The organism is Achromobacter sp. 2789STDY5608615, assembly GCF_001298995.1.
Lineage (GTDB): Bacteria > Pseudomonadota > Gammaproteobacteria > Burkholderiales > Burkholderiaceae_B > Achromobacter > Achromobacter insuavis.
Genome location: NZ_CYTY01000006.1, coordinates 1 through 16,650, shown reverse-complemented (window position 1 = coordinate 16,650; position 16,650 = coordinate 1). Strand labels below are relative to the sequence as shown.

Here is a 16,650-nt window from a genome sequence, read left to right as displayed (position 1 = left end):
TGCCGCGCTCAGCGGATCTCGCGGGCCTCGACGTCGATCACGTCGCCGCGCGGCTGCGTGGCGAACGGGGCGGTGGCGGACTGGAACGGACCCGGACGGGCGCCCTGGCGCTGGCTCCAGTAGGCGCGCACGCCGAAAGGCTTGCCGCGCACCTTGGCGACCACGTACAGGATCGCCACGGCGATCGCCGTGGACAGCATGAAGACCAGCGCCATCGCCATGCCGATCAAGGCCAGGGCGGCGAATAAGACGGCTCGGAAGAAGCGGATAAGAGTATTGGTCATGAAGGTCGGATGCAAAACGCAGCGAAAGGTTCCCGTGTATCCGCTATCCTTTAGGGGATGGCGGCCCGCAGAAGCCGCGCTGCCTACGGAACCATAGTGACATGAGTATAACGATAGAACACATCCGCGCCGCCCTGCGCGCCGCGCACGACCCCAATACCGGCCTGGATCTGGGTGTATCTGTAAAAGATCGTGACATCCAGATCGACGGCGGCCGCGTCGCCGTGGCGCTGGAACTGGGCTATCCGGCCGATGCCGTCCGCGATCAGGTAAGCGAGATCGCCGTGGCGGCGCTGGCCGCCGCTGGCGCGCCCGGGGCCCGGGTGAGCGTGTCCTGGAAGGTGGCGGCGCATGCGGTGCAGAAGGGCCTGAAGCCGCTGCCCAATGTGCGCAACATTATTGCAGTGGCCTCCGGCAAGGGCGGCGTGGGCAAGAGCACCACGGCCGTGAACCTGGCGCTGGCCCTGGCCGCCGAGGGCGCCAAGGTCGGCCTGCTGGACGCCGACATCTACGGCCCCAGCGTGCCGACCATGCTGGGCGTATCGGGCCGTCCCGAGAGCCTCGACAACAAGAGCATGGAGCCGCTCACCGGCCACGGCCTGCAGGCCAATTCTATCGGCTTCCTGATCGACGCCGATTCGCCCGCCATCTGGCGCGGCCCGATGGTCACCCAGGCGCTCGAACAACTGCTGCGCCAGACCAATTGGCGCGACCTCGACTACCTGATCGTCGACATGCCGCCGGGCACCGGCGACGTCGCCCTGACCCTGGCGCAGAAGGTGCCGGTGGTGGGCGCGGTCATCGTCACCACGCCGCAGGACGTGGCGCTGCTGGACGCCCGCAAGGGCCTGCGCATGTTCCAGAAGGTCGAGGTGCCGATCCTCGGCGTGGTCGAGAACATGGCCATCCACATCTGCTCGCAATGCGGCCATGCCGAACACATCTTCGGCGAGGGCGGCGGCCAGCGCATGGCCCAGCAATATGAAACCCCGTGGCTCGGCAGCCTGCCGCTGACGCTGGCGATCCGCGAGCAGACCGACGCGGGCACGCCCACCGTGGTGGCGGATCCGGGCAGCGAAGCCGCGGGGCTGTACCGCGCCATCGCCAGGAAGCTGGCGGCCGGCGTCGCGGCATTGCCCCGGGACATGGCCGGGAAATTCCCGTCCATCGTCGTGCAGCAGCCGACCTGACGCATGCGGTGGACAGCCCGGGCCTTCTTGGCAGGACTTTGCGTAGTAGCGGGCGAGGCCGTGGCCAAGCGCCCGGAAATCATCGTGGATCCCGGCGGCGTGCCGCCGGCGGCGCTGCAGGCGATCACCGAGGCGGTGGGCGCCATCGCGCGCCTGGCTGAAGACCAGGACGGCGGCGAAATCAACCGCCTGCGCCGCCGCGCGCGCGACGCCACGCTGGCCGCGCTGGCCACCCAGGGCTATTTCTCCCCCACCGTCACGCTCGAGGCCGGCACCGATATCGGCGGCGAAACCTGGGACATCGGCATCGTGCCGGGCAAGCGCACCACGGTGTCGTCGGTCGACCTGACCTTCACCGGCCGCATCACGCGGCCGGAATACGCGCAGCGCGTGCAGAAGCTGCGCGACGACTGGCTGCTCAAGCCCGGCCAGCCGTTCATCAACGCCGACTGGAACAAGGCCAAGTCCGCCCTGCTGGACGAGACCTCGGTGCGCGACTTCATGCTGGCCCGCATGACGGCGTCCGAAGCCGATGTGCAGGCCGACACGGCCTCGGCCGCGTTGCGCGTCACCATCGACAGCGGACCGCAGGTGCGCATGGGCGAACTCAGCACCGATGGCCTGGAGCGAGTGCCGCCCAAGCTCATCACCCGCTACGTGCGCTATTCGCCGGGCTCGCCCTACGACCAGAACCGCCTGGACGAATGGCAGCAGGACCTGCAATCCACGGCTTTCTTCCGCGGCGCCTTCGTGGCCCTGCGGCAGCCGGGCAGCGACGCGCAGGCGACCGAGCCGTTGTCGGACCGGGCCCGCGGCCCGGGCGCGGCCAACCCGGCCGAGGCCGCGCCGGCCGGCGACCCGGTGGTGTCCGGCGCCATGCCGCCGCCGCCGCCCGCCTACGATTCCGACGGCGAGGTGACGCTGCCGGTGCAGGTGCGGGTGGTGGAAGCGCCGCCCAAGCGTTTCTCGGCGTCGCTGGGCGTCGATGACGAGGCGGGCGTGCGGCTGGAATCGCTCTACCGCCAGAACGTGGTGTTCGGCCAGCCGGTGACGATGGAGTCGGGTTTCAGCGTGGACCGGCTGCAGCAGCGCGTCTACACCGATATCCTGCTGCCGCCGACCGAGCGCGGCTACAAGGATTCCGTCGGGGTGCTGGCGCAGCATTCCGACATCCAGGGCCTGGCGGTGACCCGCTACGCCCTGGGCGCCACGCGCAGCCAGGAACGCAAGGGCGCCGGCGACAGCCGCGTCACCTACGAGACCCGCTGGGGCCTGCTGCTGGCGCACGATGACGTCAAGATCGACGGCGGCGACGAATATTCGCTGCCCACGCTGACCGCCACCGGCGAGTGGCTGCGGCGCGACGTGGACAACAAGTACGACCCGCGCGAAGGCAACCTGATCGCGCTGGGAGGCGGCGTGGGCGTGACGCTGGATACCGGCGAGCCCTACACCCGCGCCCGTTTCCGCGCCCAGAAGTGGTGGCCGATCGGCAAGCTGGACGTGCTGACCGTGCGCGGCGAGGTCGGCCGCGTCTGGGCCAACGGCAACGTGCAGGTGCCGGACGATTTCGGCTTCCGCACCGGCGGCGCGCGCTCGATCCGCGGCTACAAGTACCAGAGCATCGGCCTGCAGCGAGACAAGGCCACCGTGGGCGCGCCCACGCTGGTGGTCGGCAGCATCGAGTACGACCACTACTTCAATGAACGCTGGGGCATGGGCGTGTTCGTCGACGCGGGCGACGCGGCGCAATCGTTCGGCGACATGTCGCTGGCGGTCGGCTACGGCGTCGGCGCGCGGGTGCGCACGCCGGCCGGTCCGCTGTTCCTGGACGTGGCCTATGGCCAGCGCGAGCGCGACCTGCGCCTGCACTTCTCGCTGGGGATCGCGTTTTGACGGGGCTGCGCCGCTTCCTGCGCCACGTGCTGGTCTGGTGGTTGCCCGGGCTGGCGATGCTGGCCGTGCTGGCGTGCAGCTTCGTGTTCTGGCTGCTGGCCTCGCAGACCGGGTCGCGCCTGCTGCTGACCACCGCCGCCGAGCAACTGGACGGCCAGGCGCTGGCGGTGCGTGGCTCGGTCCTGCGCGGGCTGGAGGTCGGCCGGCTCGACCTGAATGTCAGCGGCACCCGCATCGGCATCAGCGACCTGCGCCTGAACGTGAATTGGCGCGCGCTGGGCAACCGGCTGCTGCACGTGCGCGAACTCTCGGCCAGCAACGTCGAGATCGGCCTGACCGCCGGCGAGGATGCGCCGGCCGATGACAAGCCTGAAGAACCCTTCAGCCTGCCGGCGCTGCCGGTGGACATTGCCGTGGACCGGCTGGCGCTGGGCGAATTCCATCTGCTGCAGGACGGCCAGCCGCTGCCGGTCGAACTGGGCGACCTGAGCGCCACGTTCGCCGCCGGCCAGCAGGGCGCGCAGTTGCGCATCGCCAATCTGCGCGTGGGCCACGAGATCGGCCAGGCCCAACTGAGCGGGCAGGCCGAACTGCTGGGGCTGGCCGACCCCTGGCCGTTCGCCGCGCGGCTGGACGTGACCGCGCGCGGGTCCGGTCCGGAATCGCCGCTGTGCCAGGCCGATCAACTGAGCGGCAGGTTCGCGCCGCCGGCGAAAGCGCCGTCCGAGACGCCCAAGGCGTCGGGCGCGCCCAAGCCCCGCGCCGGCGCGGCCAAGCCGGACGCCGCCAGGGGCAAGGCCGACGCCGCCAAGGCCGCCGCCAGCGGCAAAGCGCCCGCCGGCACTTCGCCGCAGGCCGCCAAGGAAACGGCCGCCAACGTATTCGTCGGCCCGCCCGCGCCCGTCTGCCAGGTGATCCTGCGCGCGGACGCGGCCGGCTCGCTCGAGAGCATCCAGGCCAAGCTGGATGGCGCCGGGGCCGGCCTGGTCGTGGACGTGGCGGCCGACCTGGCGCCGCGCACGCCGCTGGTGCTGCGCAGCGCGCGGGCCGACGCGCGGCTGCCGGACCAGTCGACGCTGTCGGCGCGCCTGGACCTGCAGGCGGTGGATGGCCAGCCGGGCCGCGACCGCATCGTCGGCACGCTCGGGGCGCAGCGCCTGGATCTGGCGCCCTGGCTCGGCGACGCGCTGCCGCCGGCCGTGGTCAGCGCCAATGCGCAATTGAGCGCCGAATTCGAGAACCTCAGCCAGTTGCGCCAGGCCGCGATCGACCTGCGCTTCGACGACGGCGCGCGCTGGAACAGGCAGGTGCTGGCCGGCACGGTCAAGGCGCAGGTGGATATCGCCGCGCCTGCCGCCAACCCGGCCACTCCGGCCGCCGCCGATCTGTTGGCCGGCCTGCGCATCCACGGCCTGGACGTGGACCTGAAGCTGGGCCCGAACCGGGTCCGCGCGCAGGGCGAGATCGGCGGCGCCGACGGCGCGCTGACGCTGGACGCGCAGGCGCCGCAGCTGGACGCGTTCTGGCCCGGCATCCCGGGCGGCGCCGACCTCAAGGGCAAGCTCGGCGGCACCGTCGCCGCCCACAAGGGCGAAATCACCGCCGGCTACAACCCGGCCAGGCCGCGTCCCGGCGTGCTGGGCGAATCGCGCGCCCAGGCCGCCATCGCCTTCACCGGCGGCTGGGGCCAGGGCGCGGCGGGCGAGCCCGATGCCGCCCTGACCGGCTGGCGCGGCACGGTCTCGCGCCTGAGCGCCGACAGCGCCGGCTTCACCGTGTCGGTCGACCGGCCGGTGACGCTGTCATACCTGCCGGCGGCGGTGGCGCCGCAATGGCAGTGGCAAGTGGGCCAGACGGTGATCGGCGTGGCCCTGCCGGGCAAGGAAAAACTGGCGATCGCCCACAAGGGTTCGCGCGGCGACGCCAAGCGCTGGGAAACCGCCGGGCAGGCCGACAACCTGGTGATCACGGCCGCCATGGCGCGCCAGGTGATCGCCGCCGTCGACCCCGAGGCCGCGGCGAAGATGGGCAAGGGCCCGAAGCGCGTCAACGCCACCGTGGCCGAGAGCCAGCGCCGCATCGCGCTGGATGCGTCCTGGGACCTGAAATTCGACGGCCGGCTGGCCGGCCGCGCCCGCATCGCGCGCCGCGACGGCGATCTGCTGATTCCGGGCGATCCGCCCGTGCCGCTGGGGGTGAAGGCGCTGGTGCTGGACCTGACGGCCACGCCGACCTCGGCCAACGCCAGCCGCCTGGACGCCAGGCTGGACCTGGCCACCGACAAGATGGGCAAGATCGCCGGCAACGGCACGGCGGTGCTGGCGATCGACGCCAAGGGCGGCATGGCGCTGGACCCGCGCCAGCCGATCCGCGCCAAGCTGGACGCGGACATCACCGACCTGGCCTGGGTCGGCCTGTTCGTCGGCGATTCGATGGAAATCGGCGGCCAGGTCAAGGCCAACCTCGAAGCTCAGGGCACGCTCAATGGCAAATGGAGCGCCAGCGGCGCGATCCAGGGCGACAAGCTGCGGGTGGTGCGCATCGACGACGGCGTGCGCCTGATCGAGGGCAAGCTGTCGGCGCGCCTGGATGGCGACAGGCTGGTGCTGGACAGCCTGCGCTTCCCGGCCTCGCTGCGGGTCATGCCGGCCGAATGGCGCACCAAGGAATGGATCACCACCAATCCCGAGGCCAAGGACGGCTATGCCGAGGCCAAAGGCCAGTGGAACCTGATCGACGGCGGCGGCAACGTGCGCCTGACGCTGTACCGCTTCCCGGCGCTGCAGCGCTCGGACCGCTACGCCATGGTGTCCGGCACCGTCGACCTGACCGCCGCGATGCCGCGCATCGACATCGTCGGCGACCTGAAGGCGGACGCCGGCTGGTTCAGCCTGGAGATCCTGCAGGGCGTGCCCTCGCTGGACGATGACGTCAAGGTGCGGCGCGCCGGCGACGATCCCGGCGCCGTGTCGACCCCGTTGCAGACCAGCATGAACCTGAAGTTCGACATGGGGCCGCGCTTCTACATCACCGGCATGGGGCTGGACGCCGGCCTGCTGGGGTCGATCCAGATCCTGCTGAACGACGGCCGCCTGACCGGCGTGGGCGCGCTGCGCACCCGCGGCGGCGGCATCGAGGCCTATGGCCAGAAGCTGCGGCTGCGGCGCGGCACGCTGACCTTCCAGGGCCGCCTGGACAATCCGCTGCTGGACATCGAGGCCCTGCGCACCGGCGAACAGGTCGAGGCGGGCGTGAAGGTCGTTGGCACCGCCCAGCGCCCGCGCATCGACCTGGTGTCGTACCCGGATGTCAGCGACGTCGAGAAACTGTCGTGGCTGCTGCTGGGCCGGGGGCCGGACGAAAGCGGCAGCGACGCGGCGCTGCTGCTGTCGGTGGGCACCGCGCTGCTGGGCGGCGGCCAGCCGTTCTACAAGCAGTTCGGGCTGGATGACGTCAGCGTGCGCACCGGCAACCTGGGCAGCTCGGGCAGCATCCTGCCGGACCGCACCGTGGCCGGCGACGTCAACCGCGACAGCGACAGCCAGCTGGCGACGCAGTTCCTGGTGGCCAGCAAGTCGTTCGCCAATGGCATCACCCTCAGCGTCGAGCAGGCGCTGGCGGGCAGCGACACGGTCGGCCGGGCCAGCTACCGGCTGGCGCGCGGCCTGTCGCTGGACCTGAAGGGCGGCTCGGTCAATGGCATCGCGCTGGTCTACCGGACCTTCTTCGGCGATTGACGCCCGTGGCCGTTCCGTCCCCGTTCGGGGACGGGGCGGCGCGCTCGGGATAAAATGACGCCCATTCCATTTCCCCAAGCACTCTCGCCACCATGAGCATCAAAAGCGACCGCTGGATCCGCCGCCAGGCCGAAGCCGGCATGATCGAACCCTTCGAAGCGGGTCAGGTCCGCACGGCCAATGGCGGGCGCATCGTCAGCTACGGCACCAGCAGCTACGGCTACGACGTGCGCTGCGCCGACGAATTCAAGATCTTCACGAACATCAATTCCACCATCGTCGACCCCAAGAATTTCGACGAAGGCTCGTTCGTGGACTTCAAGGGCGATGTCTGCATCATCCCGCCCAACTCGTTCGCGCTGGCCCGCACGGTGGAATACTTCCGCATTCCGCGCAGCGTGCTGACGATCTGCCTGGGCAAAAGCACCTACGCGCGCTGCGGCATCATCGTCAACGTGACGCCGCTGGAACCCGAATGGGAAGGCCACGTCACGCTGGAATTCTCGAACACCACGCCGCTGCCGGCCAAGATCTATGCCGGCGAAGGCTGCGCCCAGATGCTGTTCCTGGAAAGCGACGAGGTCTGCGAGACCTCGTACGCCGACCGTGGCGGCAAGTACCAGGGCCAGCGCGGCGTCACGCTGCCGCGCACCTGATAGCCAGCCGCGGGGCGCCGGCCGGCGCGCCCCGCCTTGCCTCGATGCCTGTCAGGGGCGCCCCGGCGCCGGGCGCAGGTATTCGATGTCCCACTCGCTTTCCGACACCTGCGCGAAGCCGTGGCGGCGATAGAAGCGGTTCGAGTCGCTGCCGCGAAGCGCGCCGACGCTGACCGGCAGGCCGCGCCGGTCGGCATCCCCCAGCAGGCGGCCCAGCACCTGGCCGCCCACCCCCAGCCCTTGTGCCGCGGGCACCACGTACAGATGATCCAGCCGCAGGCCGTTGCCGTCGGGACGCAGCGCGTAGAAACCGACGCGCGCGCCGTCGCGCTCGATGATCCAGGTGTGATCCGGCCGGAAGGTGTCGCGCAGGCGGGCGCGGGCCCGCTCGGGATCGAAGCGGCCCAGGCGTTCCAGGCTGTCGCGCATGGCCTCGATGCGCATGGCCAGCAGGGCCTCGAAATCGGCCGGGGTGGCCGGGACGTCGCGTAGCGCGCCCGCCGCCAGCGCGTCGTAGCCCTGGCCGAGAAACCGCAACAGGCAGATGCCGTGGCCGAACGGATCGCTCAGGTGGGCGATGCGGCCCCAGTCATGCGAAACGGGGGGATCCTCCAGCGTGGCGCCCGCCGCCACCGCCCGTTCGACAGCGCTGTCGACGTCGTCGACCACCACATCCAGATGCACCGGCGTCCAATGGCGGGCGTAGTCGCGCGGTTGCCGCGCGGCGCTCGCGGCGGGCGTGCCGGCGGCCTTTTCCAGCAGGTAGATCGGCGCCGACGCGCCCAGCATTTCCGCGGCCCCGGGACCGAGGCGGCGATGCAGCGCCAGGCCGAAGGCGCGGCCATAGAAATCGATGGCCGCCTCGAGATCGGGCACGTCGATGTTGACCAGGATGCGCATGAGGTCTTTCCACAAGAGGGGGATCGCAGAACATAGCATGGCGCGCACGCCGCGTTGCGATTGCGCCAGCGGCTTGCGCGGCGCTAAAGAACCTGGGGGCGCGACCGTAAAATGACATATGTGTTTGCCGATTTGGCGACGTCATCTCAGCAAGCGTGAGCAAGGCCTATCCGTGCGTTACCCCCATATCCCCTGGCTGCCCCTGTTGTTCTATCCCGCGCTGCCGGTGATTGCGGCGGTGGGGCTGTTGTTGTGGCGCCAGTGGCCGCCGGCGCTGACGCTGATCGTGCCGTTCGTGCCGTGGGTCATGGCGCTGGTCGGCGCGGCGATCTGCCTGATGTACCAGCGCTCGCAGACGCTGGCGTTGATGCTCGGCGTGCTTACGGCCGTGGCTATCTGGCCGATGCTGGCCAGCGAGGCGCCGTGGGCGTTGGGGCCGGCGCTGGTGTGGTGGTCGCTGGCCTACACCATCAACGCGCTCTGGCCGGAACGCGCCGGCATGCTGTGGGACCTGGCCGCGCGCATCGGCCTGATGGCGGTGGGCGCCGCGGCCATCACGCTGGCCGGCAAGGACGGCGTGGGCCAGTGGTTCGGCACGCTGGCGGTGCAGGGCATGCTCGGCCGGCTCGGCATTCCGGCCGAGGCGCTGGCGGCGCTGCTGGTGACCGGGCTGACCCTGACCCTGCTGCTGTTGCGCTACGGCCGCCCGCAGCAGGCCGGCCAATGGCTGGGTTTCGTCTGCATGGCCTGGGCGCTGCCGCGCGGCGGCGCCCATCCCATCGAGCTGGCCGTGATGGCCTCCGCCGCGCTGACATCGCTGTCTATTTCGCTGGCGCACGAGGGCTATCACATGGCCTTCCGCGACGAACTGACCGGCCTGCCGGGCCGCCGCGCGCTCAACGAGCGGCTGCAGCGCATGGGCCGCGTCTATACGTTGGCGATGGCCGACGTCGATCACTTCAAGGCATTCAACGACACCCACGGCCATGACGTCGGCGACCAGGTGCTGCGCATGGTGGCGGCGCAACTGCGGCGGGTGTCGGGCGGCGGCTATGCCTACCGCTACGGCGGCGAGGAATTCACGCTGGTGTTTCCGGGCAAGACCGCGATCGAGGCCATGCCGCACCTGGAAACCGTGCGGCGCGCGATCGAGGCCTACCAGATGCGGCTGCGCGACAAGCCGGCGCGGCCCAAGGCGGACCAGGTCGGCCTGCGCCGCCGGGGCGGCCGCGGGCGCAACGCGCGGCCGCTGCGGGTCACGGTCAGCATCGGGGTAGCCGAGCGCGGCGAGACGCTGCGCGCGCCGGACGCGGTCATCAAGGCGGCCGACCAGGCGCTCTACAAGGCCAAGGACGGCGGCCGCAACCAGGTCTGGGCCTACGGTTCGCGGCGCCGCGCCGGCGCCGCCTGACGCTGGCGGCCAGTGCGAGGCGCCTTGCCGTGAGCAGGCCCTAGCGGCCCGGCAGCGCCAGCGCCATCAATACCTCGTCGTACAGCTCGCCGTTGACGCACAGCGCTTCGCGTTCGAGGCCGTATTCCTCGAAGCCGAGGCTGGCGTACAACTGGCGCGCCGCCGCGTTGTTGGCGGTGACGCTCAGCTGCACCGTGCGCACGCCGCGCATGGCGCCGGCATGGTCGATGGCCGCCCGCATCAGCCGCCGCGCCAGGCCCCGGCCGCGCCAGCCGGGCGCCACGTAGACGCTCCAGATGTGCGCCTTGTGGCGCATCTTCAGCTTGCGCTGGCGGGTGACGCCGATGATGCCGGCCAGCGCCGCTTCCGAGAACACGCCGAACATCGCGCTGTCGTCCGCGGGGGCGATCCAGCCGCGGATGTCGTCCAGTGTCAGCGTGTGTTCCTCTTCGTAACTCGATCCGAACGCTTCCGGGGTCTCGCGCAGGGCGTCCAGGCGCAAGTGGCGCAGCGCCTGGGCATCCAGGGGGATCAGACGTCGGACAAGCGGCTCGGCTGCGGAATTCACGGGACGGGGCAGTGTTGGGAATAGGGTACGGTCGGGGCCGCGTTGGGCCAGTATAGGCGCGGGGGCTGCCTATAATGGGAGCAACGCCGCTTGCGGTTTTCACAAAGGAGCCAATGATGTTCGGTTTCCTCAAGATAAACCATGAGGCCGAGCGCGACGAGGTCCAGGAAGAGTTCGTGGCCCGCGTGGCTCACGCCGCCGAGGATTTCGTCCAGGCCGCCGGTTCCGCCGGAGCCGGGCTCGACTACACACCGTCGAGCGTCCATGCGCTGGAAGATGCGCTCGAAGCCGCGCATGTGGGCACCTTGCCCCTGACTCCCATGCAGACCGTCGGCGCCGCCGCCTACCTCTACGAGGTGGCCCGGCGCGCCCATGGCGGCCTGTACGAGGTCTGCGACGACGAGGACCCGGTGGTGCTGGTGTGCGGCGAGCCCGACGCCGAGGTCTGCTTCGGCGCCATCGCCAAGGTCGAGCGGCGCATCCGCTACGGCGCCGCCGAGGCCATCCCGCCGTACTTCGACCGCTTCATCGCGGCGCTGGACGCGGGCGAGGCCCGCGCCCTGCGGTAGGTCCGCGCGCCTCGCGCGGGGGCCTGGCCGGCGTCCTGCCGGCCGCCCCGCGGGGGCCGCTCGCGGACTCGTTGCAACGGTCTTCGGGAAAACCATAGGGTCTGGAGAAAAACGGCCCTACAATTCGGCCATTCCCGCCGCCGGCGGGGACCTCGCGCCCGCCTGTCATCAGACGGTTTTTCACTAGAAGTACACTCGCGTCCGCCAACACGGTCCGATTCGCCTTGCCCCCAGGAGCGCCTGCATGAAATTCCGCTTCCCCATCTTCATCATCGACGAGGACTACCGTTCCGAGAACGCGTCCGGTCTGGGTATCCGTGCTTTGTCTTCGGCGATCGAGGCCGAGGGCGTCGAGGTGATCGGGGTGACCAGTTACGGCGACCTGAGTTCGTTCGCCCAGCAGCAGAGCCGTGCCAGCGCCTTCATCCTGTCGATCGACGATGAAGAATTCGACGTGGATTCGCCCGAGGACGTGGCCAGCGCGATCAAGAACCTGCGCACCTTCATCGGCGAACTGCGTTTCCGCAACGCCGACATCCCCATCTACCTGTACGGCGAGACGCGCACCTCGGAACACATTCCGAACGACATCCTGCGCGAACTGCACGGCTTCATCCACATGTTCGAGGACACCCCCGAATTCGTGGCGCGCCACATCATCCGCGAAGCCCGCAGCTACGTCGACAGCCTGCCGCCGCCGTTCTTCCGCGAGCTGGTCAAGTACGCGCAGGATGGCTCCTATTCCTGGCACTGCCCCGGCCACTCGGGCGGCGTGGCGTTCCTGAAGAGCCCGGTGGGCCAGATGTTCCACCAGTTCTTCGGCGAGAACATGCTGCGCGCCGACGTCTGCAACGCCGTCGACGAACTGGGCCAGTTGCTGGACCACACCGGCCCGGTGGCCGAGTCCGAACTGAACGCGGCGCGCATCTTCCACGCCGACCACTGTTTCTTCGTGACCAACGGCACCTCGACCTCGAACAAGGTGGTGTGGCACGCCAACGTCGCCGCCGGCGACGTGGTGGTGGTGGACCGCAACTGCCACAAGTCGATCCTGCACGCCATCACCATGACGGGCGCGATCCCGGTGTTCCTGCGCCCGACGCGCAACCACCTGGGCATCATCGGCCCGATCCCGCTGGAAGAGTTCCACCCGGACAACATCCGCAAGAAGATCGAGGCCAACCCGTTCGCGCGCGAAGCGGTGAACAAGAACCCGCGCATCCTGACGCTGACGCAGAGCACCTACGACGGCGTGATCTACAACGTCGAGATGATCAAGAAGGAACTGGGCAGCTACGTCGACACGCTGCACTTCGACGAAGCCTGGTTGCCGCACGCCTCGTTCCACGAGTTCTACCAGGACATGCACGCGATCGGCCAGGACCGTCCGCGCAGCCAGGACGCGATGGTGTTCGCCACGCACTCCACGCACAAGCTGCTGGCCGGCATCTCGCAGGCCTCGCAGATCATCGTGCAGGAATCCGAGACCCGCAAGCTGGACCGCAACGTCTTCAACGAAGCCTACCTGATGCACACGTCGACCTCGCCGCAGTACGCGATCATCGCGTCGTGCGACGTGGCCGCGGCCATGATGGAACCCCCGGGCGGCACCGCGCTGGTCGAGGAGAGCATCCGCGAAGCCATGGACTTCCGCCGCGCCATGCGCAAGGTGGAATCCGAGTTCGGCAAGAACGACTGGTGGTTCAAGGTCTGGGGCCCGAACCGCCTGGTGTCCGAAGGCATCGGCAACCGCGACGAATGGATCCTGGAGTCCAACGAGCACTGGCACGGCTTCGGCGACCTGGCCGAAGGCTTCAACATGCTGGACCCGATCAAGGCCACGGTCATCACGCCGGGGCTGGACATGTCGGGCAGCTTCGGCGAAACCGGCATCCCCGCCGCGCTGGTCTCCAAGTACCTGACCGAGCACGGCGTGGTGGTCGAGAAGACCGGCCTGTATTCGTTCTTCATCCTGTTCACCATCGGCATCACCAAGGGCCGCTGGAACACGCTGCTGACCGCGCTGCAGCAGTTCAAGGACGACTACGACCGCAACCAGCCGCTGTGGCGCATCCTGCCGGACTTCTGCCGTGGCCATCGCCGCTACGAGCGCATGGGCCTGCGCGACCTGTGCCAGCAGATCCACGAGGCCTACCGCGAGCGCGACGTGGCCCGCCTGACCACCGAGATGTACCTGAGCGACATGGTGCCGGCGCTCAAGCCGTCCGACGCCTTCGCCCGCATGGCGCACCGCGAGGTCGAGCGTGTCGACATCGACCAGCTGGAAGGCCGCGTCACCGGCGTGCTGCTGACGCCGTATCCGCCGGGCATCCCGCTGCTGATTCCGGGCGAGCGCTTCAACCGCACCATCGTCCAGTATCTGCAGTTCGCGCGCGAATTCAACGAGCGCTTCCCGGGCTTCGAAACCTACATCCACGGCCTGGCCGACGAAGTGGGTCCGGACGGCGAGAAGCGCTACTACGTTGACTGCCTGATCGAAGACTGATCGGGTCCGGAGTCTTGATGTTCGATGTCGCCGTTCTCGGCGCCGGCGCCGCTGGCATGATGTGTGCCGCGGTCGCCGGTCAGCGCGGCCTGCGCGTGGTGTTGGTGGATCACGCCGAACGGCTGGCCGAGAAGATCCGCATCTCCGGCGGCGGCCGCTGCAACTTCACCAACCTCGGCGCCGGCCCCGCCAACTTCCTGTCCGACAATCCGCATTTCTGCCGGTCGGCGTTGGCGGGCTACACGCCGCAGGACTTCCTGGCGCTGCTCAAGCGCCACCGCATCGCCTGGCACGAGAAGCACCGCGGCCAGCTGTTCTGCGACGATTCCAGCGAGTCCATTATCGAGATGCTGCGCGCCGAATGCGACGCCGGTGGCGTGCAGTGGCGCATGGGCTGCCAGGTGGCCGAAGTGGCCCATGGCGAGGCCGGCTTCGAGCTGCGCACCAGCCAGGGCGCGATCCGCGCGGCCAAGCTGGTGGTGGCCACCGGCGGCATGGCGATCCCGCAGCTGGGCGCCACCGACTTCGGCCTGAAACTGGCGCGCCAGTTCGGCCTGAAGGTGGTCGAGCCGCGGCCGGCGCTGGTGCCGCTGACCTTCGACGCCGCGCACTGGCAGCCGCTGGCCGAGCTGTCCGGCGTGGCGCTGGAGGTCAACCTGGCCACGGGGCAGGGCAAGGCGCGTGGCGAGTTCCTCGAGGACCTGCTGTTCACCCATCGCGGCCTGTCGGGCCCGGCCATCCTGCAGATCTCCAGCTTCTGGAAGCCGGGCGAGCCCATCGTGATCGACCTGGCGCCGGGGCGCGACCTGGCCGCCGAACTGCTGGCGGCCAAGTCGGGCAACCGGCAGCAGTTGCACACGGTGCTGGCCGGCCTGTGGCCCAAGCGCCTGGCCGACCGCTGGCTGCAGCTGGCGGAGCAGGGCGGCAAGCCGGGCCTGGCGGCGCTGCGCCTGGCCGACGCGCCGGACAAGACCCTGCGCGCGCTGGCGCAGGACATTCACCAGTGGACGCTGGTGCCCAGCGGCACCGCCGGCTACAAGAAGGCCGAGGTCATGCGCGGCGGCGTCGACACCCGCGGCCTGGACCAGAAGTCGATGCAGGCCAGGACCACCCCCGGCCTGTACTTCATCGGCGAGACCGTGGACGTCACCGGCTGGCTCGGCGGCTACAACTTCCAGTGGGCCTGGGCCTCGGGCGTGGCCTGCGGCAACGCACTCTAGGCGGGTACGACGCTTGCTGCGCGGGCGATAGCCTGTCTGCATGACAGGCATTGCAACGTTATCGTTGTGATATCAAATAAAAATACCTATCATTTGTATTTTCAAAAAATCGGACGCTGATCGTCACCGGCAGCGTCGCCCGAAGGAGACCGCCTTGGCCTACACCCTGCCGCCCCCTGCCTTACGCCTACGACGCGCTCGAGCCGCACATCGACGCCCTGACGATGGAGATCCACCACAGCAAGCACCACCAGACCTACGTCAACAACCTGAACGCCGCGCTGGAAGGCGCCGGCATCGCCACCGATGAACCGATCGACGCCCTGGTGGCGCGCATCGACCAGCTGCCCGAGGCCATCCGCGGCGCGGTGCGCAACAACGGCGGCGGCCACGCCAACCACAGCCTGTTCTGGTCGGTCATGTCGCCGCAGGGCGGCGGCGAGCCCGATGGCGCGCTGGCCCGCGCCATCGATGCCGAACTGGGCGGCCAAGCCGCCTTCCGCGAAGCCTTCACCAAGGCGGCGCTGACGCGCTTCGGCAGCGGCTGGGCCTGGCTCAGCGTGACGCCGGCCGGCAAGCTGGTGGTGGAAAGCAGCGCCAACCAGGACAGCCCGCTGATGCATGGCAACACCCCGATCCTGGGCCTGGACGTGTGGGAGCACGCCTACTATCTGAAGTACCAGAACCGCCGGCCGGAATACATCGGCGCCTTCTACAACGTGATCGACTGGTCCGAGGTGGCGCGCCGTTACGCCGCCGCCGTGGGCTGATCCCGGTTCGCGCGGGAGGCAGCGGTCCATGAACACCTTCAGCCGTCATCGCGTCCGGCCCGCGGCCACCAGCGTCAGCGTCTGGACGCTGGCGGTGCTGGTGGCCTGCCTGGGCCTGCACCAGGCCTGGGTCTATTTCGGCGCCCACGCGCCGCACGTGGCGGACGCGCTGCTGGGCGGCATGGTCGCGGCCGGCGCCACGGCTGCCGGCACCGTGCCGGTACTGTTCGCGCGCACCATCCCGCAGAAGATGCAGGACAGCATGTTCGGCTTCGGCGCGGGCGTGATGCTGGCGGCCAGCGCCTTTTCGCTGGTGGCGCCGGGCATCGCGGCGGCCGAGGCCGGCGGCGCCGGCCCGTGGGGCGCGGGCCTGACGGTGGGCGCGGCGATCCTGCTGGGCGCGGCGGTGCTGCTGCTGATGGACCGGCTGCTGCCGCACGAGCATTTCATCAAGGGCCGCGAAGGCATCGAGGCGCACCGCCTGCGCCGCACCTGGCTGTTCGTCTTCGCCATCACGCTGCACAACCTGCCCGAGGGCCTGGCCATCGGCGTGGGCTACGCCGGCAACGATCCGGTGCGCGGCACGGCGCTGGCCACGGGCATCGCCATCCAGGACATTCCCGAAGGGCTGGTGGTGGCGGTGGCGTTGATCGCCGCCGGCTACAAGCGCGCCTTCGCGGTGGCGCTGGGCATGCTGTCGGGCCTGGTCGAGCCGGTCGGCGCGGTGCTGGGCGCGGCGGTGGTGGGCTGGTCGGCGGCGTTGCTGCCGTGGGGGCTGGGGTTCGCCGCCGGGGCCATGCTGTTCGTCATCAGCCACGAGATCATCCCCGAATCGCACCGCAAGGGGCACGAGGTCTACGCCACCTGCGGACTGATGCTGGGCTTCGTGCTGATGATGCTGCTGGACACCGCGCTGGGCTGAGCGGGCGTTGCGTGGGGGGGG

At 69.8% G+C, this 16,650-nt stretch carries 12 protein-coding genes and 1 pseudogene; 10 read left to right on the top strand and 3 right to left on the bottom strand.

The genetic code is table 11. From position 1 onward, the window contains the following. Positions 1–8: 8 nt before the first annotated feature. On the bottom strand, positions 9–284 hold the full coding sequence (locus tag AOZ49_RS06775; protein WP_006226181.1) for a hypothetical protein: 276 nt from the start codon (positions 282–284) through the stop codon (positions 9–11). A 101-nt stretch (positions 285–385) separates the two neighbouring features. Between AOZ49_RS06775 and apbC the strand changes: the two genes are divergently transcribed. The 4 genes from apbC (at position 386) to dcd (ending at position 7,763) form a co-directional block, all read left to right on the top strand. Further along, entirely contained in the window at positions 386–1,474 is a 1,089-nt protein-coding gene (apbC, locus tag AOZ49_RS06770) for an iron-sulfur cluster carrier protein ApbC (RefSeq protein WP_054474694.1), read from the top strand. A gap of 3 nt (positions 1,475–1,477) precedes the next feature. After that, on the top strand, positions 1,478–3,370 hold the full coding sequence (locus AOZ49_RS06765; RefSeq protein WP_054474693.1) for an autotransporter assembly complex protein TamA: 1,893 nt from the start codon (positions 1,478–1,480) through the stop codon (positions 3,368–3,370). 56 nt (positions 3,371–3,426) lie between these two features. Next, on the top strand, positions 3,427–7,107 hold the full coding sequence (locus tag AOZ49_RS06760; protein ID WP_180180033.1) for a translocation/assembly module TamB domain-containing protein: 3,681 nt from the start codon (positions 3,427–3,429) through the stop codon (positions 7,105–7,107). A gap of 92 nt (positions 7,108–7,199) precedes the next feature. Next, complete coding sequence (dcd, locus tag AOZ49_RS06755) at positions 7,200–7,763, top strand: dCTP deaminase (protein WP_006226186.1); 564 nt, start codon at positions 7,200–7,202, stop codon at positions 7,761–7,763. A 51-nt stretch (positions 7,764–7,814) separates the two neighbouring features. Here the strand turns inward: dcd and AOZ49_RS06750 are convergent, their stop codons facing one another. Beyond that, positions 7,815–8,663, bottom strand: a complete 849-nt coding sequence (locus tag AOZ49_RS06750; RefSeq protein ID WP_054474692.1) for a VOC family protein — start codon at positions 8,661–8,663, stop codon at positions 7,815–7,817. A gap of 172 nt (positions 8,664–8,835) precedes the next feature. On the opposite strand from AOZ49_RS06750, the gene AOZ49_RS06745 reads away from it, so the two are divergent. Next, positions 8,836–10,074 carry a GGDEF domain-containing protein gene (locus tag AOZ49_RS06745; protein WP_054429005.1) on the top strand — a complete coding sequence of 413 codons (1,239 nt, stop codon included), beginning with the start codon at positions 8,836–8,838 and terminating at the stop codon, positions 10,072–10,074. 40 nt (positions 10,075–10,114) lie between these two features. On the opposite strand, the gene AOZ49_RS06740 is transcribed toward AOZ49_RS06745, so the two are convergent. After that, positions 10,115–10,642, bottom strand: a complete 528-nt coding sequence (locus AOZ49_RS06740; RefSeq protein ID WP_369815773.1) for a GNAT family N-acetyltransferase — start codon at positions 10,640–10,642, stop codon at positions 10,115–10,117. 116 nt (positions 10,643–10,758) lie between these two features. Between AOZ49_RS06740 and AOZ49_RS06735 the strand changes: the two genes are divergently transcribed. The 5 genes and pseudogenes from AOZ49_RS06735 to AOZ49_RS06715 all read left to right on the top strand — a co-directional run bounded on the left by AOZ49_RS06735 (position 10,759) and on the right by AOZ49_RS06715 (position 16,629). Continuing rightward, positions 10,759–11,211 (top strand): hypothetical protein, encoded by a 453-nt coding sequence (locus AOZ49_RS06735; RefSeq protein ID WP_054474690.1) that lies wholly within the window; start codon positions 10,759–10,761, stop codon positions 11,209–11,211. Between the two features lie 244 nt (positions 11,212–11,455). Continuing rightward, complete coding sequence (locus tag AOZ49_RS06730) at positions 11,456–13,717, top strand: arginine/lysine/ornithine decarboxylase (protein ID WP_054429002.1); 2,262 nt, start codon at positions 11,456–11,458, stop codon at positions 13,715–13,717. Positions 13,718–13,734: 17 nt separating this feature from the next. Further along, a complete protein-coding gene (locus AOZ49_RS06725; protein WP_054429001.1) occupies positions 13,735–14,937 on the top strand; it encodes a BaiN/RdsA family NAD(P)/FAD-dependent oxidoreductase in 1,203 nt (400 codons plus the stop codon). 154 nt (positions 14,938–15,091) lie between these two features. After that, positions 15,092–15,707: pseudogene (locus AOZ49_RS06720) on the top strand (superoxide dismutase). A 28-nt stretch (positions 15,708–15,735) separates the two neighbouring features. Continuing rightward, entirely contained in the window at positions 15,736–16,629 is an 894-nt protein-coding gene (locus AOZ49_RS06715) for a ZIP family metal transporter (protein WP_054428999.1), read from the top strand. Positions 16,630–16,650: the final 21 nt, after the last annotated feature.

What these genes read in the sequence shown, in the direction of transcription:
- AOZ49_RS06725 (WP_054429001.1), top strand. Translation starts at nt 13,735, where the DNA reads ATGTTCGATGTCGCCGTTCTCGGCGCCGGCGCCGCTGGCATGATGTGT.
- AOZ49_RS06775 (WP_006226181.1), bottom strand. Translation starts at nt 284, where the DNA reads ATGACCAATACTCTTATCCGCTTCTTCCGAGCCGTCTTATTCGCCGCC.
- AOZ49_RS06750 (WP_054474692.1), bottom strand. Translation starts at nt 8,663, where the DNA reads ATGCGCATCCTGGTCAACATCGACGTGCCCGATCTCGAGGCGGCCATC.
- dcd (WP_006226186.1), top strand. Translation starts at nt 7,200, where the DNA reads ATGAGCATCAAAAGCGACCGCTGGATCCGCCGCCAGGCCGAAGCCGGC.
- AOZ49_RS06735 (WP_054474690.1), top strand. Translation starts at nt 10,759, where the DNA reads ATGTTCGGTTTCCTCAAGATAAACCATGAGGCCGAGCGCGACGAGGTC.
- AOZ49_RS06760 (WP_180180033.1), top strand. Translation starts at nt 3,427, where the DNA reads ATGCTGGCCGTGCTGGCGTGCAGCTTCGTGTTCTGGCTGCTGGCCTCG.
- apbC (WP_054474694.1), top strand. Translation starts at nt 386, where the DNA reads ATGAGTATAACGATAGAACACATCCGCGCCGCCCTGCGCGCCGCGCAC.
- AOZ49_RS06730 (WP_054429002.1), top strand. Translation starts at nt 11,456, where the DNA reads ATGAAATTCCGCTTCCCCATCTTCATCATCGACGAGGACTACCGTTCC.
- AOZ49_RS06715 (WP_054428999.1), top strand. Translation starts at nt 15,736, where the DNA reads ATGAACACCTTCAGCCGTCATCGCGTCCGGCCCGCGGCCACCAGCGTC.
- AOZ49_RS06765 (WP_054474693.1), top strand. Translation starts at nt 1,478, where the DNA reads ATGCGGTGGACAGCCCGGGCCTTCTTGGCAGGACTTTGCGTAGTAGCG.